This window comes from Flavobacterium sp. FlaQc-57, assembly GCF_044007395.1.
Taxonomy (GTDB): domain Bacteria; phylum Bacteroidota; class Bacteroidia; order Flavobacteriales; family Flavobacteriaceae; genus Flavobacterium.
Window position 1 is genome coordinate 540,337 of record NZ_JBIPDA010000001.1, and the last position, 26,248, is coordinate 566,584.

The following is a 26,248-nucleotide window of genomic DNA, read 5'->3' on the forward strand; positions in this document are numbered from 1 at the left end:
AAATATATGTTTTTTCTTACAAATAAATTAAAATTAAAAATACACCATAATAATGTTAGTTAACTTTCAAACATTTCTTCAAAATGTTTCACCCGCATTCAAATAAAATCCTTTTGAATTATTTCCCCAAGCATAGTCAACAATTAGATTCGTTCGGGTTTTTTTATCGATTAAAATTCGTAAGCCAATTCCCGCTGCGGGTTGAACTGATTTGAAAAGATCAGTATTATTATCTGTATTGCTCGCTGTTACAAAATTGGTAAAAACAGTTCCGCTAAACATTTGGTTGCACGTAATGGGAAATCTGAATTCTGTTGCTAGATATATTAGACTATTTCCTCTAAATAAACCTTGCGTATATCCTTCTCCACTCCGACTCCTTTGATCCCAACCAATTGCGGGTAAATTCAAATAAGGAACACTTCCCCGCGTTACAAACTGACCATACGTCCAGAGCGCCAAAATGTATCTTTCGTTCTTTCTCGAAAGTGGTATAAAATGACGGTATTCAGCAAACAAAACATTACTATACTTCTGATTATTAAACAAAACAGGATTAAAACGATAATTAATATTTGCAAACCATCCATGCGTAGAATTTACTTGATTGTCGCGTGAATCAAAAACTAAATTTAAACTCATTCCATTCAAAAAATACTCTAAATCGCTAAATCCATGTTCTTGACTGTAATTATAATGATACGTAAACTGCCCATTTTCTACATCCAGATTTTTGTCCTTTATACTCGAATACCAATCAAGATTTATCCCTCCGCCAACATAGAAGTTTTTAGCCACTTCAAAAGACACACTTTGGTGAAACTTGAAATAATCATAATCCATAGGCTGAGCAATAGAATCAATACTAAAATTATCCTTTTTGCTATGATGTGGAACAATATCAGTTCCTAATCCGTAATTAGGTTGTGAAAAAATATACAATCGATAATCTCCACTGAGGAAAATTCTATTATTATGAAGCAGAATATTATTCTTAACATTTACCAGCCATTGCTTTTTTGTAGTGTAAGTGATTCCCAAATTGGCAATAGAATATTTATCTGTAGCTTGTTTTCCTTTAAAAGTATATTGAGCAACTCCACCAAAAAAAAATCCAGTTGCCGGTTGAGAACCGATAGCTGGAATGACTAAGAAAAAATTATTTTTTGTAGGCTTAACAACATATACAGAATCTTTCTTTTTAAAGATTTCTAAAATTGTTTTAGTCGGGCACAATTCCGGATTACTAGTTTCAGTTTGAGCGATAAGACTTAATGGAATAAAAAAGAGTAATCCTAAGACTATACAAATATCCCTAAAGCGATTATTCTTAAAAAAATTTACCATCTGCTAGTTTTTTTGAAATAAAAATCGACCCTTTTACAAATATAACTCTTATTTTCAATACTTTACAAAATATTTCTTACTAACAAAAATAGTATAACAAAAAAAAGCCGTCAGAAAACTGACGGCTTACTATCTTAAAAAAATCTATTATTTTGTAATAAATTTTGGATTGATTAAATTGTCTAAAGAATAAATCTCATCCCATTTCTCTTGTGTGATTAATTTTCTTTCAATCACAGCAATTTGATGCACACTTTTATTCATTTTTAAAGCTTCACCGGCAATACTGGCGCTTTCTTCATATCCTAAAATTGGGTTCAATTGCGTTACAATTCCAATACTGTTCATTACCATATTATAGCAATGATCAACATTTGCAGTGATTCCGTTGATACATTTATCAATTAAAGTTTGAATTGCATTTGAAAGATAATCTAACGATGTAAACATTGCAAAAGCGATAACCGGTTCCATTACATTCAACTGCAATTGTCCTGCTTCAGCTGCCATTGTAACCGTTAAATCCTGACCAATCACATAAAAACAAGTTTGGTTTACGACTTCTGGAATTACCGGATTTACTTTTCCCGGCATAATTGAAGAACCTGGCTGACGTGCTGGTAAGTTGATTTCATTGAAACCTGTTCTTGGTCCAGAGCTTAATAATCTTAAATCGTTACAGATTTTAGAAATTTTTACCGCCGTTCTTTTTAAAGTTCCCATAATCTGAACGTAAGCCCCTGTATCTACAGTCGCTTCAATTAAATCTGGAGAAAGCGTTAACGGGATTCCAACTTCCTTTGCTAAATAATTTACACAAATTTCCGGGTATCCTTCTGGTGCATTTACTCTTGTTCCAATTGCAGTTGCTCCCATATTGATTTCTAAAACCAAACTTTGAGCTTCTCTTAATCTTCGAACATCTTCACCTATTGTAGTTGCATAAGATCTAAATTCTTGTCCTAAAGTCATCGGAACGGCATCTTGCAATTGCGTTCTTCCCATTTTTAAAACACTTTTAAACTCCTCTCCTTTTGCAGCAAAAGCAACTTCTAATCCTTCTAATGTTTTAATAAAACTTTCCATTTTCATGTAAAGCGCTATTCTAAAAGCCGATGGATAGGCGTCGTTTGTTGATTGAGAACAGTTAACATGATTATTAGGATGCAAAAAGTTGTACTCCCCTTTTTTATGTCCAAGATATTCTAAACCAATATTAGCAATTACCTCGTTGGCATTCATGTTTACAGAAGTTCCTGCTCCACCCTGAATTAAATCGCTTACAAATTCCTGATCAAATTTACCGGCAATTACCTGGTCACTCCCGTAGCAAATTGCTTCAGCAATTTTAGGATCAAGTGCGCCACAATCTTTGTTGGCTAAAGCAGCTGCTTTTTTAACATAACCAAGCGCTTTAATAAACAAAGGCTCTTTTGAAATTGGAATTCCTGTAATATTAAAATTCTCTACAGCTCTAAAAGTTTGGATTCCATAATACAGATGATTCGGAATATTTAATTCTCCTAAAAAATCATGTTCTTTTCTTGTTGATTCCATATGATATAAAATTGTTACGTATTAACTTAAAAAATCATTGTAAAGCTACATCAAATTACTATTATAATAAAACATTTTCAAATTAAAAATCAACAAGTTTTTATAAAATTAAACACTTAAAATTAAACACTTATCATTTTAAGACCTTAAAAATATCAAATTAACAAAAAAACCTGCAAAATACCAACAGCTATTTAGGGGGCTAAAACTTGATTTCTCTTTATATTTCAAGAGAAATTACTTATAAAAATAATAAAATATTTTTGGTTTTTATGTTAATTAATATTTCCTTAATTATTATCTTTTCACTCTCGATTAAACATTAAAATAACATTGAAAAAAGAATCTGAATATTTCCTTGATAAAGAATATAATACTATTACTTATAGTAGAGACGATGTCAATTTTAAGGATTTTGAATGCTGCATCTTTAACAATTGCAATTTTTCGGCTTGCACTTTTTTAGCTGTAACCTTTATTGACTGCGTTTTTAATGATTGTATTTTTAGCGAAGCAAAAATTAATTATGTTGCGTTTAGAACTGCAACATTTAATAGATGTGAAATTAAGGAAGTGAATTTTGCTATGTGTGACAAACTTATTTTTGAAGTCCATTTTTACGATTGCATTCTGGATTTTTCTAAGTTTTATACCTTAAAGATAAAAGGAACCACATTTACCAATTGCAGCTTAATTGCTGTCGATTTTATGGCAACAGATCTTACAAGTGTTCTTTTTGACAATTGCGATTTATATCGATCAGAATTCGACAAAGCCATCGCCAACAAAGCTGATTTTAAAACAAGTTACAATTATACCATCGATCCATCAAAAACAAAATTGAAGAAGGCTGTTTTTGCTTTGAAGGAGTTGAAAGGACTATTGTTTAAACATGATGTGATTGTAAGTTGAGACAATAAAAAAAAGCCAGTTTAAAACTGGCTTTTTTTTAGTATATTTTTCTTTCTACAACTTATATCTTCTTCTCCATCACATAATCTTCCATCAAATATCCATTTCCAATTTCTATATTCACTTCTTCTTTAATTTCAAAGCCTATTTTTTTATAAAAACCTAAAGCCGTATTAAAACGGTTTACATTTAAAAATAATGCTTCTGAATTATTTTCTAAAGCCAATTTTTGAATTTCTTCAATAACTTTCTTGCCAATTCCTTTTCCTTGTGTTTCAGGTAGAAGATATATTTTATGAATTTTCGTTATAGCTTCGTCGTTGTAATTATGTTCGATTCCGATAAATCCAATCGTTGATTTTGAATCTGAAATTAGATAAAATAGCTGTTCTTTATTCTCGATTTGCTTCGCTAAAGCTTCATCAGAATAAAATAAACCTAACATATAATCTAGCTGCATTTTAGATAATATTTCTCCGTAAGTAATTGGCCAGGTAACATTTGTAATTTCCTGAATTATTTTAATATCCTTTAAGCCTGCTTCTAAAATCGTAATCATATTAAATTTTGAAATTTTTTAATTAGTAAAAACCTGATTCTCCTGTTCGCTAACTCTTATAAAGGTTGTTCGTTTTGTGAGTTCTTTTAATCTTGAGGCACCCACATACGTACATGTACTTCGCAAACCTCCCAAAATATCTAATACTGTATTTATAACTTTCCCTTTAAAAAGAATCTGAACTGTTTTACCCTCGCTTGCTCTATATTCTGCAACTCCTCCAACGTGTTTATCCATAGCTGTTGTAGAACTCATTCCGTAAAATTGTTTGTATTTTTGACCATCAACTTCTATCAACTCCCCTCCACTTTCTGTATGTCCGGCAAGCATTCCGCCTAACATTACAAAATCAGAACCAGCTCCAAAGGCTTTTGCAACATCTCCTGGCGTTGAGCACCCTCCGTCGCTGATAATATGCCCGCCTAAACCGTGAGCGGCATCGGCACATTCTATAATAGCTGAAAGTTGCGGATATCCTACACCAGTTTTTACTCTAGTTGTACAAACTGAACCTGGTCCAATTCCGACTTTTACAATATCGGCACCGGCTAACAATAATTCTTCAACCATTTCGCCCGTAACAACATTTCCGGCAATAATAACTTTGTCCGGATATTGTTTACGGGTTTGTTTTAAGAACTGAACAAAATGCTCCGAATAGCCATTTGCGACGTCAATACAAATAAACTTCAGCAAAGGACTTGCTGTTATAATTTGACCAATTTTTGCAAAATCTTCCTTTCCAGTTCCGGTGCTAATAGCAATGTAATCGTAGAAATCCGGAGTTGCATTTTTTAGAAAATTATTCCATTCGTCAAGAGAATAGTGTTTATGAATAGCGGTAAATAGCTTTTCTTTTGCCAAAACTTTAGCCATCTCAAAAGTACCAACAGTATCCATATTGGCGGCCATAATAGGAATCCCTGTCCAAATTGTAGTACTGTGCAAAAATTTAAAATTTCGTTCTAAAGATACTTCAGATCTACTTTTCAGTGTTGATCGTTTTGGTCTAATCATCACATCTTTAAACCCTAATTTCAGATCAGTTTCTATTCTCATGGTTTTAAATTTTCGTTACTCTCAAATATATTAATTTTGAAAGTGAACTCTTTAAAAACATACAAAAACTAATTACTCATTTATCAACAATCTTTTAATTATTAATTGTTGACTGGCAAAATTTTGTGTTTAATTTGGCACACGGATGAGGCAGCTTCGCCATCACGAAAACGCGGATTTAAAACGTATTTTTTTATTTAATATAAAAACTTCCAATTGGAACGCGTTTCGACTTCGCTCAAAGTGACAAACCTGAAACAAAGAAAACGTGAAACATGAAACAAACTATTAACAAAAATCTTATCCGTGAATCGTTTCGCCTTTACCGTAATTTGCTATAATTGATTCTTCGTAAGCAAGCCATTCTCTCCAGCGTTTCTCAACATCGATTCCAACACCATATTTTCTGGCATAAGTAATAAAAGTAACATAATGTCCAGCTTCACTTTCCATTAAATCTCTGTAGAAAACTGATAATTCTTCGTCTTTAATATTTTCAGATAAAACTTTAAAACGTTCGCAACTTCTTGCTTCAATCATAGCTGAGAATAATAATCTTTCGACTAAACTTGAAACTCTACTTCCATCGCTGCTTTTCTTCATATATAAATACAATTCATTTACATAATCGTCTTTACGCTCACGTCCTAATTTCAATCCTCTTTTGATAATGATATTATGAACTTGCTCAAAATGGTCGATTTCTTCTTTGGCTAAAGCCAATAAATCTTGCACCAAATCCTGATGTTCAGAGTTATTGGTAATAATTGTAATTGCGTTTGTTGCTGCCTTTTGCTCGCACCAAGCGTGATCTGTCAAGATTTCTTCAATATTTTTCTCAACAATATTTACCCATCTTGGGTCGGTTGGCAATTGTAATCTTAGTACGCCCATGCTCTTTTTTTTGTTTAAAGTTTTATTTGTTTCAGATTTCAAGTTTGCTTCGCTGGCTCGGCTTTCAGCCTCTAGCCATGTTACTATAGGAACGAAAAAAGTTTAAAGTTTTGCACCTTTCACAGCACAAAACTTTAAACTTGAAACTTTAAACTATTTTTTCTTAGTAAACGAAAATTGGTCTTTCGCTCATCATTTCATTTACTTCGTTAGCCACTTCTTCGATAACTGCTTCATTTGTATGATCAGCCAAAACTTTATCGATTAAAGCTACGATAGTTTCCATATCTTCTTCAACTAAACCACGAGTTGTGATTGCAGCTGTTCCAACACGAATTCCTGAAGTTACAAATGGTGATTTATCATCAAATGGAACCATATTTTTATTTACAGTAATTTCTGCTTTTACTAATGCATTTTCAGCTTCTTTACCAGAAATGTTTTTATTTCTTAAGTCAATAAGCATCATGTGATTATCAGTTCCTCCAGAAATAATTTTGTATCCTCTTTTTACAAAAGCATCTGCCATAGCATTTGCATTTTTTTGTAATTGCATTGCATAAGTAAAGAACTCATCTTTTAGCGCTTCACCAAAAGCAACTGCTTTAGCAGCGATAATGTGCATTAAAGGTCCACCTTGATTTCCAGGGAAAACAGCAAGATCTAATAATGAAGACATCATTCTGATTTCTCCTTTTGGAGTTTTTAATCCTTGTGGATTTTCAAAGTCTTTCCCCATCAAAATCAAACCTCCACGTGGTCCACGCAAAGTTTTGTGTGTTGTTGTAGAAACAATATGACAATGAGGAATTGGATCATTCATTAATCCTTTTGCAATAAGACCTGCTGGGTGAGAAATATCAGCAAATAAAATTGCTCCAACACTATCAGCAATTACTCTGAAACGCTCAAAATCCATATCACGAGAATAAGCTGATGCTCCTGCGATGATTAATTTTGGTTGCTCTTTTGTAGCAATTTCTTGGATTTTATCATAATCTAAACGACCTGTTTCAGCATCAACACCGTAAAAAACCGGACGGTATAAACGACCTGAAAAGTTAACTGGAGAACCGTGAGTTAAGTGACCACCGTGAGATAAGTCAAAACCTAAAATAGTATCACCAGGATTTAAACATGCATGGTAAACTGATGTATTAGCCTGAGATCCTGAGTGCGGTTGAACGTTTGCATATTCAGCACCAAATAATTCTTTAGCTCTGTCAATTGCAATTTGCTCAATAACATCAACTACTTCGCAACCGCCGTAGTATCTTTTGCCAGGATATCCCTCAGCATATTTGTTAGTTAAAACAGAACCAGCTGCTTCCATTACTTCATCACTTACAAAATTCTCTGAAGCGATAAGTTCTAATCCGTGAATTTGTCTGTCTTGTTCCTCTAGTATAAGGTCAAAAATTTGTTCGTCGCGTTGCATTTTTTCGTTTTTCGTTAATTTCCTGCAAAAATACAAAAAAACGTTTGTCAAACTGTTAGATTATGATATATTTGACATAGAATTTTTCAACAAATAATTAACATTCACATGCCAATAACCGCTAACGATACCAAAAGAAAATCATGGTTAGAAGTACCAGAAAATAGTGACTTCCCTATTCAAAATATTCCTTTCGGTGTATTTCTTACCAAAGAAAATGTCGTTACAGTAGGAACGCGAATTGGTGATTTCGCTATAGATTTAGGAGCTCTACAACAATTAAACTATTTTTCAGGAATAGATTTAACTGATGATATGTTCATGCAGGATACTCTTAATGATTTTATTTCTGACGGAAAAAAAACCTGGCGTTTAGTTCGAAATCGTATCGCAGATATATTCGACGAAACCAATCCACAACTTAGAGATTCCACAAAAGACCGAGATATTGTTATTTTTAAAATCGACGACGTCGAAATGCAATTACCAGTTTTAATTGGTGATTATACTGATTTTTACTCTAGTAAAGAACATGCAACTAACGTTGGAAAGATGTTCCGTGATCCTGAAAATGCTTTGTTACCAAACTGGTTACATATTCCGGTGGGTTACCACGGAAGAAGCTCAACTATTGTTCCATCTGGAATTCCGGTTCACAGACCAATGGGACAAACTTTACCAGCCGGCGAGAAATATCCTGTTTTTGGCCCGTCTCGTCTAGTTGATTTTGAATTAGAAACGGCATTCATTACGACTGATGTAAATGTAATGGGTGAAAATATTTCGACATTTGAAGCAGAGGATTATATTTTTGGGATGGTTTTATTGAATGATTGGAGTGCACGCGATATTCAGAAATGGGAATATGTGCCTCTTGGACCTTTCTTAGCTAAAAACTTTGCAACCTCAATTTCTCCATGGATTGTGACTATGGATGCCTTGGAACCTTTTAAAACTAAAGGCCCAAAGCAAGATCCTACACCGCTTCCTTACTTACAAACTAAAGGTAAAAAAGCATTTGATATTCATTTAGAAGTTTCAATTCAGCCTGAAAATCAAGAAGAAACTGTTGTTTCAAATTCAAATTTCAAATATTTGTACTGGTCAATGGCGCAACAATTAGCGCATCATACCTCAAATGGCTGTCGTGTAAATTCTGGAGATATGATGGGTTCAGGAACTATTTCCGGTCCAACTCCTGATAGTTTTGGCTCAATGCTTGAATTAACTTGGGGAGGAAAAAATCCAATAAAATTAAAAGATGGCAGCGAACGTAAATTTATCGAAGATAATGATACTGTAATTATTAGAGGTTTCTGCGAAAGCAATGAAGTCCGAATTGGTTTTGGTGAAGTTGCCAGTCAATTATTACCTCCTTTTGTGAGACAATGAAGAGAAGATAAAATATCTGAATAAATAAAAAACCTCGAAAGTGATTTCGAGGTTTTTTATTTTTATTTCATTTCTACGAATGACAAACAGTACAATTAAGCTGGAATCTGCTGACTTAAGCAATGCAAAGTTCCAAATCCCCAGATGAAATCAATACAGCTAATTCCGATTACTTCTCTGTCAGGAAAACATTCTGAAAGTATATTTAAAGCTACGCGATCATTACTATCATTAAAAGTTGGAACCAAAACACAATTATTCAAAATTAAGAAATTGGCATAACTTGCAGGTAATCTTAAATCTTCAAAATCTACACGTTTTGGCATCGGTAATGCTACAATAGTTGGTGATTTTCCATCTTCTAGTTTAGCATTTTGTAAACGTTTCAAATTATCCTGTAAAGGTTTATAGTTCGAATCATTTTTATCTGTTTCAACTATTGTTACAATTGTATCTTCATTTACAAATCGGCATAAATCGTCGATATGACCGTGTGTATCATCACCTTCGATTCCGTCACCAAGCCAAATTACGTTTGTAACACCCAGATATTCTTTAAAAACAGCTTCGTAATCTTCTTTAGTGAAATTTTTATTTCTAACCTGAATTGTCGGATGCATCAAACATTCTTCAGAGGTCAGTAAAGTCCCTCTTCCGTTTACATCAATTGCTCCGCCTTCAACAATTACCGGTTTTCCTTTATACATAACTTGCGTTAGCGGAACATCAATAAAATCGGCAATTTTACCCGGAACAAATTTATCTAATTGGTAGTTTTTGTATTTGGCCCAGCCATTAAAATTAAAATTTAAAGCTTCTCTTTTCGTACCGTTTTTTACAATAATTGGCCCAGAATCACGCATCCAACTTCTATTGGTTTTATGAACTACGAAAGAAATATTTGCAAGATTTACTCTCGCTCTTTCTAACATTTCTGCAACCTTTTCTTTTAGTTTTTCATCGGCTACAACCAAAAAAACGGTTTCAAAAGTGGCTACTTTTTTAATAAACTCTACAAAAGCCCATTGAACTGCTTCGTATTTTCCTGGCCAGTCATTACCATTATGTGGAAAACACAATACAATTCCTTGTTGTTTTTCCCATTCTGCTGGAAATCTTCTATTATTTGTTGACATAAAGAGGTTCTAAATTTGAAAGTGTACAAAGATAATCATTCGAAAGGATTATGAAATAGTACAATGAAATCAAATCATAATTAAGCCTAATTATCTGATAAAAATTAAGTTAAAGATTAAATAATACAGCCTTAATATACGACCAAGATCTGCTAATTACATTTGGCAAAACTAAAACACACACAAAATGAAAAAACTAAGTATTTCACTTTTAGCAGCTTTGTCTATTATGGTAAGTTGTAATAATGATGAAAATTCTAACAATGAACCTGAAGTTCTTGTAAATGAAAATCCAGGAACCTTTAAAGAAATAGGCTCAATAACTATTGGTGGCGAAGGTGCAGCCGAAATTTCTGCATATGACGAAAAGACAAAAAAGCTTTTTACTGTAAATAATAGCGGTACAAATCAAATCGACGTAATTGATTTATCTGACCCAACAAAACCAACTAAAATTGGCAAAATTGATTTAACTCCTTATCAAGGTGCCTCAAATAGTGTTGCTGTATCTGATGGAAAGCTGGCTGTTGCCTTAGAATCTACAGTAAACAAACAAGGAAATGGAAAAGTGGTTGTTTTCAATACGACAGATTATAGCGTGATTAAACAAATCACTGTAGGCGCTTTACCAGATATGGTAACTTTTTCTCCAGACGGAAAATATATTATGACTGCTAATGAAGGTGAACCAAGTACAGATTATCTTCAAGATCCAAACGGAACGATTTCTATCATAGAAGTGACTAATAATTACAATGTTACGACTTTAGATTTTGCTTCTTTCAGCGGCCAAGCAGAGGCTTTAAAGAAAGATGGATTTAGAATTTCAAAATTTGCAAAGAGTTTTGCACAAGATATTGAACCAGAATACGTAACAATTTCTGACGATTCGAAAACGGCTTGGATTACTTTACAAGAAAATAATGGTGTTGCAAAAGTAGATTTAACTTCAAAAACCATAACTGCGATTTATCCTTTAGGATTTAAAAATTTTAATACTGCCGAAAATGCAATTGATGTAAGTGATAAAGATGACAAAATTGCTTTTAACCCTTGGAAAGTAAAAGGTATGTTTATGCCTGACGGAATTAGTCATTTTTCAGCAAACAACGTTCCTTATTTTGTTACAGCTAACGAAGGTGATGCCAGAGAATATACTGCTTATTCTGATATCAAAAGAATGAAAGACATGAAGCTAGACGCAACTGTTTTTCCTGATGCTGCAGCTTTAAAATTAGAGACTAATTTAGGCAGATTAAATCTTATTGCTGATATGGGTGATACTGATGGTGACGGAGACTTAGACGAAATAGTTGCTTTTGGAGCGCGCTCTTTCTCTATTTGGAATGGAAATACCGGAAAAATTGTTTTTGACAGTAAAAATGATGTTGACAAAAAAACCAATGAACTAGGTACATATGATGATAAACGCAGTGACGACAAAGGTTCAGAACCAGAAGCTGTAGTTGCAGTTAAGATGGGAAGTCAGAATATTCTGTTTGTTGGTCTTGAAAGATCAGATGCTTTTATGACTTATGATGTAACAAATCCAACTTCACCACAATATTTACAAACTGTAAAAACTGGTGACGCTCCAGAAGGCATTCTTTTTATTCCAGCTTCAAAAAGTCCTAGCAAAAGAAGTTTGTTAGTCGTTAGTAGTGAGGGAGATGGAACCATAAAAATATACCAACCAGATTTAAAATAACCTTAACACTTACAATTCAAAAAAGGGGCTAAATTTATATTTAGTCCCTTTTTTTGATCAAATATTTCGATTCTTTTAACGTATTTACATAATTAAAACCCAAAAGATGGGAATTATGTAAGACCAAATAGAACTCTATCTAAGATTCGTGGTCTAATTTTGTCATGAGCTCAAAAATAAAGAAAGCTCCAAAAATCAAAAATTAAACTAAAATTTGGATATTATGAAAAAGAATTTAGCTTCAGTATCGCTTTTATTACTGACATTTGCTGCAGGTGCACAAAATATGGCAACGACTTCAACTCAACCTACAATTGACGCACCGGCTTACAATAGATGGTCTATTGAATTAAATGGTGGGGTAAACAAACCAATGAGAGCAATAACTCCTGGTTATTCTACTGAATCAGTTAGTCCGTTTCATGCTGATTTAGGCGTAAGGTATATGTTTAATCCTAAATTTGGTTTGAAATTGGATGTTGGATATGATCAATTTCAAGAACGCAATGACACTCCAGAATTCGACAGCAAATATTACAGAGCAAGTTTACAAGGGGTTATAAATCTTGGAAGAGCTTTAAACTTTGAAACATGGACCAATACTTTTGGCTTATTAGCACATGGTGGATTTGGTGTTTCTCAATTAAGTTCTGACAAAGGTTTTGACGGAAAAGATTACATGGCTCACGGAATTGCTGGTTTAACCGGACAAATTAGAGTTAGCAACAGGATTGCTATAACGGGAGATCTTACTGGTATTGTTAACGGAAGACAAAACCATAATTTTGACGGACAAGGAACTACTACTACTGGTTCGTTAGATGGTGTATTGCTTAATGCTTCAGTTGGTTTGACTTTTTACTTAGGTAAAAACACTAAACATGCTGATTGGTATTCTGAAGAAAATGAAAGATTAAATAAATTAGAAGACAGGGTTACTACAATTGAGACCAATCTTATTGACACTGACAAAGATGGTGTTGCTGATTTATATGATTTAGAGCCTAATACCATCTCTGGAGTTGCTGTAAACACAAAAGGACAATCTATTGATAACAATCAAAATGGAGTTCCGGATGAATTAGAAAGTTACTTAGATAAAACTTACGTTAAAAAAGGCAGCGAAAGCACAACAACAAATAATACTGTTGAAGAATTGATTAACGGAGGATATGTTAATGTATATTTTGACTTTAATTCTTCTAAACCAACAAATGCTTCTTTATCCGGAGTTGATTTCTTAGTGAAATACTTGAAAAACAATCCTGGTAAATCTGCTGATATTATAGGTTATGCTGACGAAATTGGAAGCTCAAGCTACAATACTGAATTATCAAGAAAAAGAGCTGAAGCAGTGAAAAGAGTAGCTGAAAATGCAGGAATCGATTCTTCAAGATTGAATGTAATTGCTAATGGTGAAGACACTTCTGTGAACAAAAAATCTAAAGAAGCACGTCAAATCGTGAGAAGAGTTACTTTCCAAGTGAAATAATCTTTTTTATCAATACTAAAGAGTCCACTTCAAAATAATTTGAAGCGGATTTTTTTATTTAAAACAATAAAAAAAGGACGAAATATAAATTTCGTCCTTTTTTGTATTTATAAACCAATTGAATTAGTCAATTGCTCTTTTCGTAATATCTCCAAAAGCATCAATTCTTCTGTCTCTGAAAAATGGCCAGTTCTGACGTACATTTTCCTGAAGATCCAAATCAACTTCGGCAATTAAAATTTCTTCCTGATCATGTGAAGCCTGAGCTAAAATTTCACCTTGTGGACCTGCAATAAACGAAGCTCCCCAAAACTGAATTCCTTCTGTTCCTTCAATATATTTCTCTAAACCAATTCTATTTGCGGCTGCAACAAAAACTCCATTTGCAACAGCGTGACCTTTCATTACGTTCATCCATGCACCGTATTGATTTTCTCCATATTGCTCTTTTTCTTTTGGATGCCATCCAATTGCTGTTGGATAAAACAATACTTCGGCTCCTTTTAGCGCTGTAATACGAGCTGCTTCCGGATACCATTGATCCCAACAAATCAAAGTTCCAATTTTTCCTTTTTTAGTTTCAATTGCTTGAAAACCTAAATCTCCTGGAGTAAAATAGAATTTTTCGTAGAAATGTGGATCGTCCGGAATGTGCATTTTACGATATAATCCTGCTTCTGTTCCGTCAGTATCGATGATGTATGCACTGTTGTGATAAATTCCCGCCATTCTTTTTTCGAAGAAAGGAACAATAATCACTACTCCTAATTCTTTTGCCAATGCACTAAAAGCAATAAATGAAGTACTGTAAAGTGGCTCTGCTAAGGCAAAATTATCTACATCTTCACTTTGGCAAAAATAATGACTACTATATAATTCAGGTAACAAGATAACTTCAGCACCTTTAGCAGCTGCATCTTTTACCCAGCTAATACATTTTTTAAGATTATTTTCGGCAACGTCGTTAAGATTTAATTGAATAACGGCGATTTTATACTTTCTTTTCGGCATGACATAAAATTTAGAGTGCAAAAATAGTAATTTTTAGAGGAATGTCAAAGTAGAATTAAACGCAAAGAACGCAAGTATTTATACAAAACCTAACCTCTTTTTTTATGTACAAAGATCTAAATCCATAAAATCAAACTTCTTTTATACTTTATAAAAAAACCATTTTACAAATCTTCACTTCCATCTTAAAGAACTGAAACATTTGCAAAATGGTTTCTAACCTAATAAATATCAATCAAGAATCAAACTACTCAATAACCACCTTAGCAGTTACAAATTCAGTTTCTGACTTTTTGAATTTAATATCAAAAGTTCCTTTTGTTGCTGATTTGAATTTGTAAACGGTTTTCTTAGGATCTGGCACTTGTTGCGTACAAACTCCTGATGGATATTTTGCTTCTACTTGTAATCCTTTTTCTGCTCCAATTGTTACTTCGCTAATTTTACTAAATTCTCCACAAGCATTATCTACAATAAAAGTTACATCATAGCTTAGTTCTTCGTTAACTTTTCCGGTTGCTGGTCCTTTAACCTCTGTTGCCAAAGCTACTTTTATAGTTCCGTTATCAACTACCTTATCATCGTCATTGCTGCATGAAATTAATGCAGTTGATAAAAATAATACTACTAAAGCTGATTTAAACTTAAAATTTTTCATATAAAATAATTATTAATTGTTAATACTATGAAGATGTCGATACGTTGCTTTGGTTGCTTCAATAAAATGTTAAATGTTTCATACAAAACATTAATCAGCTATAAATGAAAAGATTACTTACAGAAAATAAATCACATTCCAACCGTAAATTCTTTTAAAAACTAAAACTTCTTGTCTAGCCCCGGTAGAAACGGCATCCTTTTTCCTGCTGCTGCAAGCAGGAAAAAGATATAGTGGAAAACGGGACTATAGTATTTTAAAATAATTGCTTTTGCTCCAAAAAAAAACACCAGCCTCTCGACTGGTGTTTATATACTTTTTTATTAAATTTTATGCTGCTTTTTTCTTTGAAAATACCTTTTTAAATAAGTTTACAATTCCTAAGACTATTAATCCTAATAGTAAACCTATTACAAATTCTTTTATAATCGCAGGGAGATTAATCTTAGGTGCCAAATGATGGAAAAACGGTATATAATGCACAAAGATACCTCCGGCAACTAAAAGCAAAGCAATTGTACCAATTACAGTTAAACTTTTAATAACCAGCGGAAGGGCTTTTACCAAAATATTCCCGATAAATTTTGATACGCTTTTCTCTTTTTTACTGAATTTTATAAGTTTATAACCTGCTTCATCCATTCTAACAATAAGAGCTACAATTCCGTAAACACCAATTGTTGCAATTAAGGCTATTATTGAGGTTACAATTATTTGTTGTGTAATTGGTTTTCCTATAACAGTTCCAAGTGCAATAATTACGATTTCGACTGATAAAATGAAATCAGTTACAATAGCTGACTTTATTTTTCCTTTTTCAGCTTCCAGAATTTGTTCTTCAGTAAAAGTTTCATTCGTTATTCCTTCTGACTCTTCATGTCCATGAGGAAAAACAAATTCGTAAATTTTTTCAGCTCCTTCGTAAGCTAGAAAAAGCCCGCCCAGAACCAGAATTACAATGATTGCTGTTGGTAAAAATGCACTTAATAAAAATGCAATTGGCAAAATGATGATTTTGTTAAGAAGTGAACCTTTACTAATGGCCCAAAGAACAGGAAGCTCTCTAGACGAAGCAAATCCTGAAGCTTTCTCTGCATTTACCGCCAAGTCATCTCCTAAAATTCCTGCTGTTTTTTTTGCTGCAACTTTACTCATTACAGCAACATCATCCATAATTGCTGCAATATCATCTAATAGTACGAAAAAACCTGATGCCATTATATTTTTTTGTTTTAAAAAACATCGTAATTCATTGATTTTGAACAATCAATTTTAGCTACGAGTTTGAATTATTTACGGAAGCGAATCTAAGACTTTTTTGTTGATTTTTTTTCTCAAAATTAACTGCATTGTCCTAAAAGTACCCAAATAATTATAAATACTAAAACAGTTCCAAAACATCCGCCACCCAATTTTTTTGCACCATAACCTGCTATTAATCCTCTAAAAATATTGTTCATAGTATTTTGATTTAGTTATTTTAATTTATCAAATTGATTTATAAATATTTACAATAGTATAAAGATCGAAATTAAAATAGAATTTATTTTATAATACTTTAGAAAAAAGTTACATCATTCGAAGACTACAATTGTATTTCCAAAAAAAAAGACACCAGCGTTTCCACTGATGTCTTTAAAATTAAAACTAAAAAAATTATTTTTCATTATGGGTTTGGTTTCTAAATACCAATTGCCCATCAAAAGCATCCAATAAAATGATGCTGTCTGTAGTGATGTTTCCTGCCAAAATTTCTTTTGACAATTGATTCAGCACTTCTCTTTGAACCACACGTTTTACCGGTCTTGCACCAAATTGTGGATCATAACCTTTGTCTGATAAATACTTGATCGCTTCTGGAGTTGCATCCATTGCAATACCTTGTAAGGCAAGCATTTTTGTAACACTCTTAAGTTGTAAACTCACAATTTTAGAGATGTTATCGACTGTTAAAGGCGTAAACATTACAATTTCATCGATACGGTTTATAAACTCCGGACGAACTGTTTGTTTCAACAATGCCAAAACTTCCACTTTTGCAGCTTCTGTAGCCGATTCTATGCTTCCTTTTAAATTCTCAAATTTATCTTGTATAATCTGACTTCCCATGTTAGAAGTCATAATAATAATTGTGTTTTTAAAATCGGCCAAACGACCTTTATTGTCTGTTAAGCGGCCTTCATCTAATACTTGCAATAAAATATTGAAAGTATCCGGATGCGCTTTTTCAATCTCATCCAGCAAAATTACTGAATATGGTTTTCTACGTACGGCTTCTGTCAATTGACCACCTTCGTCATAACCTACATATCCTGGAGGTGCACCAACTAAACGGCTCACACTGTGACGTTCTTGGTACTCACTCATATCGATACGCGTCATAGCATTTTCGTCATCAAAAAGATATTCGGCAAGCGCTTTTGCAAGTTCCGTTTTACCAACTCCGGTTGTTCCTAAAAACAGGAATGTTCCAACTGGTTTTTTCATATCTTGTAATCCTGCACGGCTTCGACGAACTGCATCACTCACTGCTTCAATTGCCTCTTCCTGACCCACAACACGTCTGTGTAACTCGTCTTCAAGATGCAATAGTTTTTCTCTTTCTGTCTGAAGCATTTTCATTACAGGAATTCCTGTCCATTTTGCTACAACTTCTGCGATATCTTCACGAGTAACCTCTTCTTTAATCAAAGAATTACCTAATTGATATTCTTGTAATTGTTTTAATAAAACATCAAGACGTTCTTGTGCTTCTTTGATTTTTCCGTAACGAATTTCGGCTACTTTTCCGTAATCACCATTACGTTCAGCACGTTCTGCTTCGTATTTAAAGTCTTCTATTTCTAATTTTACCGCCTGAACGCCATCAACAACATCTTTTTCAGATTTCCATTTCGCATAGATTTCGTTGCGCTCTTCTTTCAGATTTGCCAACTCCATGTGCAAAATCTTAAGCTTGCTTTCTTCTTTTTCACGTTTAATGGCTTCAATCTCAATTTCCAACTGCATGATTTTACGATCCAAAACATCTAATTCTTCAGGTTTTGAATTGATTTCCATACGCAGTTTAGAAGCTGCTTCGTCCATCAAATCGATGGCTTTGTCCGGTAAAAAACGATTCGTAATATAACGTTGAGAAAGTTCTACAGCCGCAATAATCGCCTCGTCTTTTATTTGAACCTTATGATGTGTTTCATACTTTTCTTTGATTCCTCGTAAAATTGAAATCGCACTTTCTGTATCCGGTTCATCAATTAATATTTTTTGGAAACGACGTTCCAGGGCTTTATCTTTCTCAAAATACTTTTGATATTCATCTAAAGTTGTTGCACCAATGGCTCTTAACTCACCACGAGCCAAAGCAGGTTTTAAGATATTAGCTGCATCCATTGCGCCTTCTCCTCCACCCGCACCAACTAAAGTGTGAATTTCGTCGATAAATAAAACGATATCTCCTTCAGCAGAAGTAACTTCTTTTACAACTGCTTTTAATCTTTCTTCAAATTCTCCTTTAAATTTAGCGCCTGCAATAAGTGCGCCCATATCAAGTGAGAAAACAATTTTATCTTTTAAGTTTTCAGGTACATCACCATCAACTATTCTATGTGCTAAACCTTCGGCAATTGCAGTTTTACCAACTCCTGGTTCACCAATTAGCATTGGGTTATTTTTTGTTCTACGTGTTAGAATCTGCAATACACGACGAATTTCTTCATCACGGCCAATAACTGGATCCAGTTTTCCGGTACGTGCTAATTCGTTTAGATTTTTAGCGTATTTATTTAATGAATTATAGGTTTCTTCAGCTGAAGCCGATGTTACTCTTTCTCCTTTACGAAGTTCTTCGATCGCAGCTTTAAGACCCTTTCCTGTAACTCCCTGATCTTTTAAAATCTGAGAAACCTTACTTTTTGAATCGAAAATTGCCAAAATTAAATGCTCGATAGAAACATATTCATCGTTCATTTTCTGAGCAATTATTTCTGCTTCGTTCAATGTTTTATTAGCGTCTCTCGAAAGTAGAATATCTCCTCCTGAAACTTTTGGAAAGCTCTCAATTGTACTGTCTAATATTTGTAAAAACAACGGAACATTTACATTTAGTTTTTTCAAAATAAACGGTGCTACATTTTCATCAACTTCAAAGATAGCCTTGAAAATGTGTTCGTTTTCTATTTGCTGCTGTCCGTTGCGTTGAGCCAATTGCTGTGACAGCTGAATGGCTTCTTGCGACTTGATTGTGAATTTATTTATGTTCATATGTCTGCTGTTTTATGGTTGATTTTACTTATAAATTTCAATATCCTTAAAATTACAATTTATTGTATTAAAATTTTAACTTTAAATGATTTAACTTTGCTAAAGAACATTCAAATTATATTCCACATTAAAAATACAGACAAAATGACACTTAAAATCGATTTTTCATCAATTTTACACGTCAAAAAGTCATAAAACACGTCAAATATGAGTTTTTTAAATTCAATCTTCGGAAATTCAGAGAATACAGATACCCCAAAAAGCAATATTAATTGGACCGAATTAACAGATATTGCACAATTGATGGAAATTGAAGCAATATCTAACGTAAAGCCAGTTGTTATTTTTAAGCACAGCACAAGATGTAGTATTAGCCGTATGGCTTTGAAGCAATTTGAGCGCGAGTTTGATTTAAATGAAACTGTAGATGCTTATTTTCTTGATCTAATAGCGCACAGAGATATCTCGAACGAAATTGCTTCAAGATTTAATGTTTATCACGAATCACCACAACTTATTTTAATCAAAAATGGTAAAGCGGTTTATGATGTTTCACACAGCGACATTGATGCAGTAGCTTTGAAAGAGAAAGTATAGTTTTTTTTTTGTGAAATGCTATTTGTAAAAAGTGAGATGTAAAAAAGATAAAATTTACATCTCACTTTTTATTTTCTATCATTTTACAATTCATAATTAACCATTCACAATTCATAATTAATTAAAAACTTCCTTCTGAACCGCCTCCGCTAAAACCGCCTCCACCAAAATCCATCGGAGATTCTGTTTTAACTTCCGATTTTAAACCAAATGTCGAAGCGACAATTAAAGCTTCTGCATTTAAAATTGCATTTGAATTATTGATTCTGTCCGGTTTAAAAGTTAGACCACTTTCTTTCTCCTTCAATTTCTTTATCGAAAAATACGCTATTGCGAACAAAACTAATCCGCCAATAGTTAAAGCTACTTCGATAGGTAAAACGGAGTAATAAAAACGAATGGTATAAATAGAAAATCCAATCGCTAAAAAACTAATCCAAAGCATGATTCTGTCTTTTGTTTTTATGGCCTGAATCAAATAAAGCACAGGAACTACAAAAGTAAAAGCATAAAAGAAAATTGCGAACGGAATGTCGTTACCGGGAAGAATTTCATCTCCAAGAAGCATCACAGAAAGCTCCCTTACAACCAAATAATTACAAGAAAGATAAAATAGTACCAAACAAAAACTATTTGCTAATAAAAGACCTTTATAGTAATAACTCTGTTTAAGATTATCAATTATTTTTTTACTAAAAAAATAAAAAGCAGCGGAAAATAACATAACTACAAAAGGTAAAACTGTTTTTCCAATGGCACCAAATTCAAACATTCCATAAAATAAAACTGCCGAAGCTGCTAAACAAAAAATGAGTAAAGACAACAAATGCAAATATCTTCTATACATCAAAAAAGAAGCAACTGCAACAAAAAAAGCAATATTCAATTCATAACCTTCAGTTGTAACTGCAATTGCAATTCCAACATTTAAAAGCGCTCCTAAAATAAAAGCGTCGTCTAAACCATGTTCGTAATATTTTTGATTTGTTAAAAATTCTGCACCCGCAAAACCAACAATAGCAAAAATGTAGCAACAAATTTCCAGAAAAGAATTCTCCGAAGATGTTAATCCTAATAATGAGATGACACCGCATATTGACAAATACAAAAATGCTCCCAAAAGAAAAAATCCTAATCGGACTAAAATATTGCTTTGTCTTTTTAAAGCAGGTAATTCCTTTTTGATTAAATCTTTTTGTTCTTTACTAATAAAACCTGCTGAATGTAGTGATTTTGCTTCCTCAACCAAAGCCAGATTATCTAATAATTTTTTATCGTATACTATCATGCTGCAATTTCTTTATTGAAGGTTTTAATCAATTTTATAAACATTACAATTGAACCTATAAAGTATATAGGAAGAAGTATAATGAATAACTCCCAAACATCAGAAAAATTAATATTTTCTAAAAGCCTGACAAAAAATATATTCAGGCCAATATATGCATAGATTATCATAAAAACATATAATGAAATTGCTCTAAGTTTATGGCTAATTTTATAGAAATAAAAAGAAGATGCAGCCAAAACAAGCGCAAAAAGAAACCAAATACCGTTCTCAAAATAATCTAATAAACTGCTAATTGATGCAATACTAATGATATGTAAAGCAAATGTTAGATAGATAATATTAAAATGTGTTTTTAGCTGAATTCTCGAACTGTAAATTGTCCATAAAATAAGTAAAAAACCAAGCATTATGGCAGAATAACTTAAAGTTTGGTCAGAGTAAAAATTACTGTTATTTAATAAATCCTGGGGGGTAACTGAGAGCCCGACATATGCAGCCAAACCTGTTATTGCAATGGTCAAAACGCTTTTATTGTCAAAATAATAAGCACAAAAGAAACTTACTAAAGTTGGTACTAAAGTCGCTAAACCATAATGTGTGCCGAAAGGCTGATACTGAAATTGCAAATATCCTATAAAAATGCAGGTTAAAATACTGGCTGCTAAAACCAAATATTCTAAAACCGGATGCTCAAAAGTAACTTCAGATTTTTGGAAACCTTTTGAGTTTTTGAAACAGTAAAAAAAACAAACTCCAATAACAATTAACAATAACGAAAGAATCGCGATATGACCAATACTATCAATATTGTTATAAATTAAGACTCCTATTCCTGAAGTAAAAAGCAAAACAGACAAATAGAGAAAAAACTTCAATTCAGCGTTTAAGGAAAAAATATTTAAACTGCGATACGAAGTAATTTCCTGATATTGATTTTCGGTAATTAGATTTTTATCCAGAAGTGCTTTAGTAGCCTGATCATCAAATTTATTCATCTTTTATCTTTAAAAACATACTATCCAAAAATACTCTTTTTTGTTTGAATAAAACCGTAAGAGTAAAAATAAACTTACTAAACAATTGAAGTATCTATTATTTTTTATGACTAAATGCAATATTTTGGCAAAATTATTGTTTGTTAGATTTATTAAATTAAATTCGTGTAATCGATTACATTAAATTATCTAACAAAAACCACAAAACAAACTTATCAAATGAAACAAAAACTCTTTTTACTCTTTTTTGTATTGAGTATTTCAAATCTCTCTGCACAGAATTACTACATGATTTCTCCGGAAGGATTTGGAGCAGCAACCACAGGTGGCGGAGCAACAACTCCAGTTACAGTAACGTCTTACGAAGAATTATTATCAAAAATTAAACTGCCTGCTCCTGCCGTAATTTTAGTCTCAGGAACAATTACGATTCCAAATGGCAAACCTATACAACAAGTGATTTCGAATAAATCTATTATTGGATTACCGGGTGCAAAACTAGTTAACGAAAACCAATCCAATCCCGGAGCTGGAATTTTGTATCTAAAAACAGGCTCTGATAACGTAATAATTAGAAACTTGGTATTTGTTGGCCCTGGTTCATATGATATTGATGGTCAAGATAATCTAACAGCAGATTGCACCAATCTTTGGGTTGATCATTGTGAATTTCAGGATGGTCAGGACGGAAATTTTGATAATAAAGGAAAAGCAGATAATGTCACTATTTCGTGGTGCAAATTTACTTATCTAAAAGCACCAAAATCTGGTGGATCCGGAGGAGCTGATGATCATAGCTTTAGTAATTTAATTGGTTCCGGAAAAAATGATTTTCCTGCTGATGGACATTACAGCATCACTTTTAAAAATTGTTATTGGAGCGATGGCTGTAAACAAAGAATGCCACGTGCCAGAAATGCAGAAATTCATATTCTGAACTGTTATTACAATACATCAGAAACTGGTTCTCTTGCGATTGGTTTAGGCGGCGGAGCAAAAAATTCTACTTGCTATGTTGAAAGCACCGATTTTGCAAAAGTAGATAAAGTATTTAAAGAATACATCAGTACTGACGGTGGAACCGTTGGAATCGTTTTTGACCATTGTCGTAAAGGTCCTATGGATTTTGGTACACCGGTAAGCAAACCTAGTTATACATACACGACAATTCCGCTTGGAGAAGTTGAAAAATTTGTAGCCAATAAATCTTGTGGCGCGGGAGCTACACTTCAGGTAAGTTCTACTGGTGCGATATCTACAACTTGCACCAACAAAAGCTAATTATAACTTTAAGTCTATAAAAAAACCGATTTGTATCAAACACAAATCGGTTTTTTTTATGAAAATACTCTTTTAAAAAGCTGTTTTCATTTTATCTTTAATTGCGTCCAGACACAAATTATTTATACTTCCTTCGTGCGTGTGTTTTGTTTCTTTTGGAGATTGATACGTTCCTGCTTCCAATTGTTCCGCGACGGCTTTGTATGCATCTCTAAATGGCATTCCGGCAACAACCATTTCATTTAAAGTGTCTACTGTAAAAAGATAATCGTATTTTTTATCTTTTAAAATATTATCTTTTACCGTAATATCTTTTACAGAGAAAATTGCTATATCCAAACAAGATTTTAAAGTTTGAATTGCTGGAAATAAACCTTCCTTCAAAAGCTGTAAATCTCTGTGATAACCGCTCGGAAGATTATTAGTAATTAAAGTGATTTCGTACGGAAGTGCCTGAATCTTATTACATTTCCCTCTGATTAATTCGAAAACATCAGGGTTTTTCTTGTGAGGCATGATACTAGAACCTGTTGTAAGATGCGCAGGAAGACTGATAAAATCAAAATTCTGACTCATATACAAACAAACGTCCATTGCGAATTTTGATAATGTTGCAGCAACGCTGCTCATTGCAAATGCAACTGTTTTCTCTGCTTTTCCACGGCTCATTTGAGCTGCAACGGCATTGAATTTCAATGTTTCAAAACCTAGTTCTTGTGTTGTAAATGTTCTGTTAATCGGAAATGAACTTCCGTAACCCGCAGCAGAACCTAACGGATTTTGATCTACAATTTTAGAAGCTGCATTTAACATCGTGATGTCATCAATCAAACTTTCTGCATAAGCAGAAAACCACATTCCGAATGACGATGGCATTGCGATTTGTAAATGCGTATAACCTGGCAATAAAACGTTTTGATGCTTTTCGGCAGATTCCATCAACAAATCAAACAATATTTTTACTTGTTCTTTTATCGCTTTTAATTCGTCTTTTAAATACAAATGAACATCCACTAAAACCTGATCGTTACGAGAACGTGCAGTGTGGATTTTCTTTCCTGCATCGCCAAGTTTTACAGTTAACAGATATTCAATTTTAGAATGAACATCTTCAAAACTGTCTTCGATCTCGAAATTTCCAACTACGATATCAGCAATGATTTCGTTTAAAGCAACAACTAAGGAAGTTGTTTCTTCCTGGGTTAATAAACCAATCTGTCCTAACATTTTGGCGTGAGCGATTGAACCTAAAGCATCGTATTTTGCTAAAACTAAATCTAGTTCACGGTCGTTCCCAACGGTGAAGTGTTCGATTTGTTTATCTGTTGGTATTCCTTTTTCCCAAAGTTTCATAACTTAGATTTTTAGACTTCTTAGAGGATTAGATTGCTAGACTTCTTAGATTTTGGATCTTATAAAGTTTATGGTTTCTAATTTATTCTAAATGTTGTCGTTTATACTGATGGTTTTTCTAGCCCCGATAGCAGTGAAAATCCTTTTGTGCCGGGCTTCGGCAAAAAAGATTGTAACGGATAGCGGGATTAGCTCCTAAAAAATATTATAATTTAAAGAAATCTGTTAGTATTTTAACATACAAATCAACTCCTTCTTCAATTTCATTTACAAAAATAAATTCATCTGCTGAATGTGAACGTAACGTTTCTCCTGGTCCCAATTTTAAAGACTGACAGCTTAAAACTGATTGATCTGAAAGTGTTGGAGAGCCATAAGTTGTTCTTCCTAAAGCGATTCCTGCCTGAACTAAACCATGAGCGACTGGAATAGATGAGGCATTTAAATGCATTGATCTGGGCGTCACTTCGGCATTTACATTTGCTTTTACAACTTCCAGAATCTCAGCATTTGTATAACGATCTGTTACCCTTATGTCTACAACCAAGTCACATTCTGATGGTACCACATTATGCTGTTTTCCTGCATTGATCTGTGTCACAGTCATTTTTACAGGACCTAAAACATCTGAGATTTTGTCGAATTTATAGTTTTTAAACCATTCCATCACCGGAATTGATTTGTATAATGCATTATCATCGTTTTGATGCGCAGCGTGACTTGCTGTTCCTTTCACTTTTACATCAAGTACTAATAAACCTTTCTCAGCAACAGCCAATTGCATTAACGTTGGTTCACCAACAATTGCACAGTCTAGTTCAGGTAAATGTTTTAAAACACTGTTTAAACCGTTTTTCCCACTGCTTTCTTCTTCTGCAGAAGCTACAATCACAATATTATGCGATAAATTTTGATTCTCATAAAAGTGAACAAAAGTCGCTAATAACGAAACTAAACATCCACCGGCATCATTACTTCCTAACCCAAATAATTTGCCATCTTTTTCAATCGCCTTAAACGGATCGTTTGTGTATGCTTGATTTGGTTTTACAGTATCGTGATGTGAATTTAATAAAAGTGTTGGTTTATTTTCGTCGAAGTATTTATTGAAAGCCCATACATTATTATTTTCTCTTTTAAAAGGAATTTCATTTTGATTGAACCAATTCTCTATCAAAAGTGCCGTCTGGTCTTCTTCACTTGAAAATGAAGGTGTTTCGATCAGGCTTTTTAATAAACTAATTGCTTCCTGAGTAAGCGTTGCAATATTTTTCATTTTTTTTTAGGTACTGAGGTGCTAAGATTCTG

Annotated in this window: 21 protein-coding genes; 6 read left to right on the forward strand and 15 right to left on the reverse strand. The window is 33.2% G+C overall.

Annotation, left to right across the window (positions count from 1 at the left end; genetic code table 11):
* Window positions 1–78: 78 nt before the first annotated feature.
* Together ACHRVZ_RS02245 and aspA are read right to left on the reverse strand one after the other, a co-directional pair.
* Window positions 79–1,347: a BamA/TamA family outer membrane protein gene (locus tag ACHRVZ_RS02245; protein WP_395420533.1), complete on the reverse strand. Its 1,269-nt coding sequence runs from the start codon at window positions 1,345–1,347 to the stop codon at window positions 79–81.
* Between the two features lie 147 nt (window positions 1,348–1,494).
* Window positions 1,495–2,904 carry an aspartate ammonia-lyase gene (gene aspA / locus ACHRVZ_RS02250; protein ID WP_395420534.1) on the reverse strand — a complete coding sequence of 470 codons (1,410 nt, stop codon included), beginning with the start codon at window positions 2,902–2,904 and terminating at the stop codon, window positions 1,495–1,497.
* Between the two features lie 333 nt (window positions 2,905–3,237).
* Here aspA and ACHRVZ_RS02255 point away from each other — a divergent pair, with 333 nt between their 5' ends.
* The gene (locus tag ACHRVZ_RS02255; protein WP_395420536.1) at window positions 3,238–3,816 is read left to right on the forward strand and encodes a pentapeptide repeat-containing protein; all 579 of its coding nucleotides are present in this window, start codon (window positions 3,238–3,240) and stop codon (window positions 3,814–3,816) included.
* Between the two features lie 61 nt (window positions 3,817–3,877).
* Here the strand turns inward: ACHRVZ_RS02255 and ACHRVZ_RS02260 are convergent, their stop codons facing one another.
* The 4 genes from ACHRVZ_RS02260 to glyA all read right to left on the reverse strand — a co-directional run bounded on the left by ACHRVZ_RS02260 (window position 3,878) and on the right by glyA (window position 7,766).
* On the reverse strand, window positions 3,878–4,375 hold the full coding sequence (locus ACHRVZ_RS02260; protein WP_395420538.1) for a GNAT family N-acetyltransferase: 498 nt from the start codon (window positions 4,373–4,375) through the stop codon (window positions 3,878–3,880).
* Window positions 4,376–4,393: 18 nt separating this feature from the next.
* On the reverse strand, window positions 4,394–5,434 hold the full coding sequence (locus ACHRVZ_RS02265; protein WP_395420540.1) for a GMP reductase: 1,041 nt from the start codon (window positions 5,432–5,434) through the stop codon (window positions 4,394–4,396).
* A 300-nt stretch (window positions 5,435–5,734) separates the two neighbouring features.
* The gene (locus ACHRVZ_RS02270) at window positions 5,735–6,328 is read right to left on the reverse strand and encodes a tRNA-(ms[2]io[6]A)-hydroxylase (protein ID WP_395420542.1); all 594 of its coding nucleotides are present in this window, start codon (window positions 6,326–6,328) and stop codon (window positions 5,735–5,737) included.
* Between the two features lie 163 nt (window positions 6,329–6,491).
* Window positions 6,492–7,766, reverse strand: coding sequence for a serine hydroxymethyltransferase (gene glyA, locus ACHRVZ_RS02275; protein WP_395420543.1), 1,275 nt, complete (start codon window positions 7,764–7,766; stop codon window positions 6,492–6,494).
* A 108-nt stretch (window positions 7,767–7,874) separates the two neighbouring features.
* Here glyA and fahA point away from each other — a divergent pair, with 108 nt between their 5' ends.
* On the forward strand, window positions 7,875–9,158 hold the full coding sequence (fahA, locus tag ACHRVZ_RS02280; RefSeq protein WP_395420545.1) for a fumarylacetoacetase: 1,284 nt from the start codon (window positions 7,875–7,877) through the stop codon (window positions 9,156–9,158).
* Window positions 9,159–9,253: 95 nt separating this feature from the next.
* Here fahA and ACHRVZ_RS02285 read toward each other — a convergent pair whose 3' ends face one another.
* Window positions 9,254–10,294: an agmatine/peptidylarginine deiminase gene (locus ACHRVZ_RS02285; protein WP_395420546.1), complete on the reverse strand. Its 1,041-nt coding sequence runs from the start codon at window positions 10,292–10,294 to the stop codon at window positions 9,254–9,256.
* A gap of 187 nt (window positions 10,295–10,481) precedes the next feature.
* On the opposite strand from ACHRVZ_RS02285, the gene ACHRVZ_RS02290 reads away from it, so the two are divergent.
* Together ACHRVZ_RS02290 and ACHRVZ_RS02295 are read left to right on the forward strand one after the other, a co-directional pair.
* Window positions 10,482–12,002 (forward strand): choice-of-anchor I family protein, encoded by a 1,521-nt coding sequence (locus ACHRVZ_RS02290; protein WP_395420548.1) that lies wholly within the window; start codon window positions 10,482–10,484, stop codon window positions 12,000–12,002.
* Window positions 12,003–12,225: 223 nt separating this feature from the next.
* Window positions 12,226–13,494 (forward strand): OmpA family protein, encoded by a 1,269-nt coding sequence (locus tag ACHRVZ_RS02295; protein WP_395420549.1) that lies wholly within the window; start codon window positions 12,226–12,228, stop codon window positions 13,492–13,494.
* A 123-nt stretch (window positions 13,495–13,617) separates the two neighbouring features.
* Here ACHRVZ_RS02295 and ACHRVZ_RS02300 read toward each other — a convergent pair whose 3' ends face one another.
* The 4 genes from ACHRVZ_RS02300 to clpB all read right to left on the reverse strand — a co-directional run bounded on the left by ACHRVZ_RS02300 (window position 13,618) and on the right by clpB (window position 19,423).
* The gene (locus ACHRVZ_RS02300; RefSeq protein ID WP_395420550.1) at window positions 13,618–14,505 is read right to left on the reverse strand and encodes a carbon-nitrogen hydrolase; all 888 of its coding nucleotides are present in this window, start codon (window positions 14,503–14,505) and stop codon (window positions 13,618–13,620) included.
* 247 nt (window positions 14,506–14,752) lie between these two features.
* On the reverse strand, window positions 14,753–15,163 hold the full coding sequence (locus tag ACHRVZ_RS02305) for a hypothetical protein (protein ID WP_395420551.1): 411 nt from the start codon (window positions 15,161–15,163) through the stop codon (window positions 14,753–14,755).
* A 330-nt stretch (window positions 15,164–15,493) separates the two neighbouring features.
* Window positions 15,494–16,381 carry a DUF808 domain-containing protein gene (locus ACHRVZ_RS02310; RefSeq protein WP_395420553.1) on the reverse strand — a complete coding sequence of 296 codons (888 nt, stop codon included), beginning with the start codon at window positions 16,379–16,381 and terminating at the stop codon, window positions 15,494–15,496.
* Window positions 16,382–16,819: 438 nt separating this feature from the next.
* The gene (clpB, locus tag ACHRVZ_RS02315; protein WP_395420555.1) at window positions 16,820–19,423 is read right to left on the reverse strand and encodes an ATP-dependent chaperone ClpB; all 2,604 of its coding nucleotides are present in this window, start codon (window positions 19,421–19,423) and stop codon (window positions 16,820–16,822) included.
* 207 nt (window positions 19,424–19,630) lie between these two features.
* Here clpB and ytxJ point away from each other — a divergent pair, with 207 nt between their 5' ends.
* Window positions 19,631–20,020, forward strand: a complete 390-nt coding sequence (gene ytxJ, locus ACHRVZ_RS02320; RefSeq protein ID WP_395420557.1) for a bacillithiol system redox-active protein YtxJ — start codon at window positions 19,631–19,633, stop codon at window positions 20,018–20,020.
* Between the two features lie 121 nt (window positions 20,021–20,141).
* Here the strand turns inward: ytxJ and ACHRVZ_RS02325 are convergent, their stop codons facing one another.
* Both ACHRVZ_RS02325 and ACHRVZ_RS02330 read right to left on the reverse strand, forming a co-directional pair.
* Window positions 20,142–21,308, reverse strand: coding sequence for a hypothetical protein (locus ACHRVZ_RS02325; protein ID WP_395420559.1), 1,167 nt, complete (start codon window positions 21,306–21,308; stop codon window positions 20,142–20,144).
* Window positions 21,305–22,306 carry a DUF2157 domain-containing protein gene (locus ACHRVZ_RS02330; protein ID WP_395420560.1) on the reverse strand — a complete coding sequence of 334 codons (1,002 nt, stop codon included), beginning with the start codon at window positions 22,304–22,306 and terminating at the stop codon, window positions 21,305–21,307. The genes ACHRVZ_RS02325 and ACHRVZ_RS02330 overlap by 4 nt, the downstream gene beginning before the upstream one ends.
* 219 nt (window positions 22,307–22,525) lie before the next feature.
* Between ACHRVZ_RS02330 and ACHRVZ_RS02335 the strand changes: the two genes are divergently transcribed.
* A complete protein-coding gene (locus ACHRVZ_RS02335; RefSeq protein WP_395420562.1) occupies window positions 22,526–23,587 on the forward strand; it encodes a polysaccharide lyase family 1 protein in 1,062 nt (353 codons plus the stop codon).
* Between the two features lie 72 nt (window positions 23,588–23,659).
* On the opposite strand, the gene argH is transcribed toward ACHRVZ_RS02335, so the two are convergent.
* Together argH and ACHRVZ_RS02345 are read right to left on the reverse strand one after the other, a co-directional pair.
* Window positions 23,660–24,940, reverse strand: a complete 1,281-nt coding sequence (argH, locus tag ACHRVZ_RS02340; protein ID WP_395420564.1) for an argininosuccinate lyase — start codon at window positions 24,938–24,940, stop codon at window positions 23,660–23,662.
* Window positions 24,941–25,145: 205 nt separating this feature from the next.
* Window positions 25,146–26,216, reverse strand: a complete 1,071-nt coding sequence (locus ACHRVZ_RS02345) for a M20 family metallo-hydrolase (RefSeq protein WP_395420566.1) — start codon at window positions 26,214–26,216, stop codon at window positions 25,146–25,148.
* Between the last annotated feature and the right edge of the window lie 32 nt (window positions 26,217–26,248).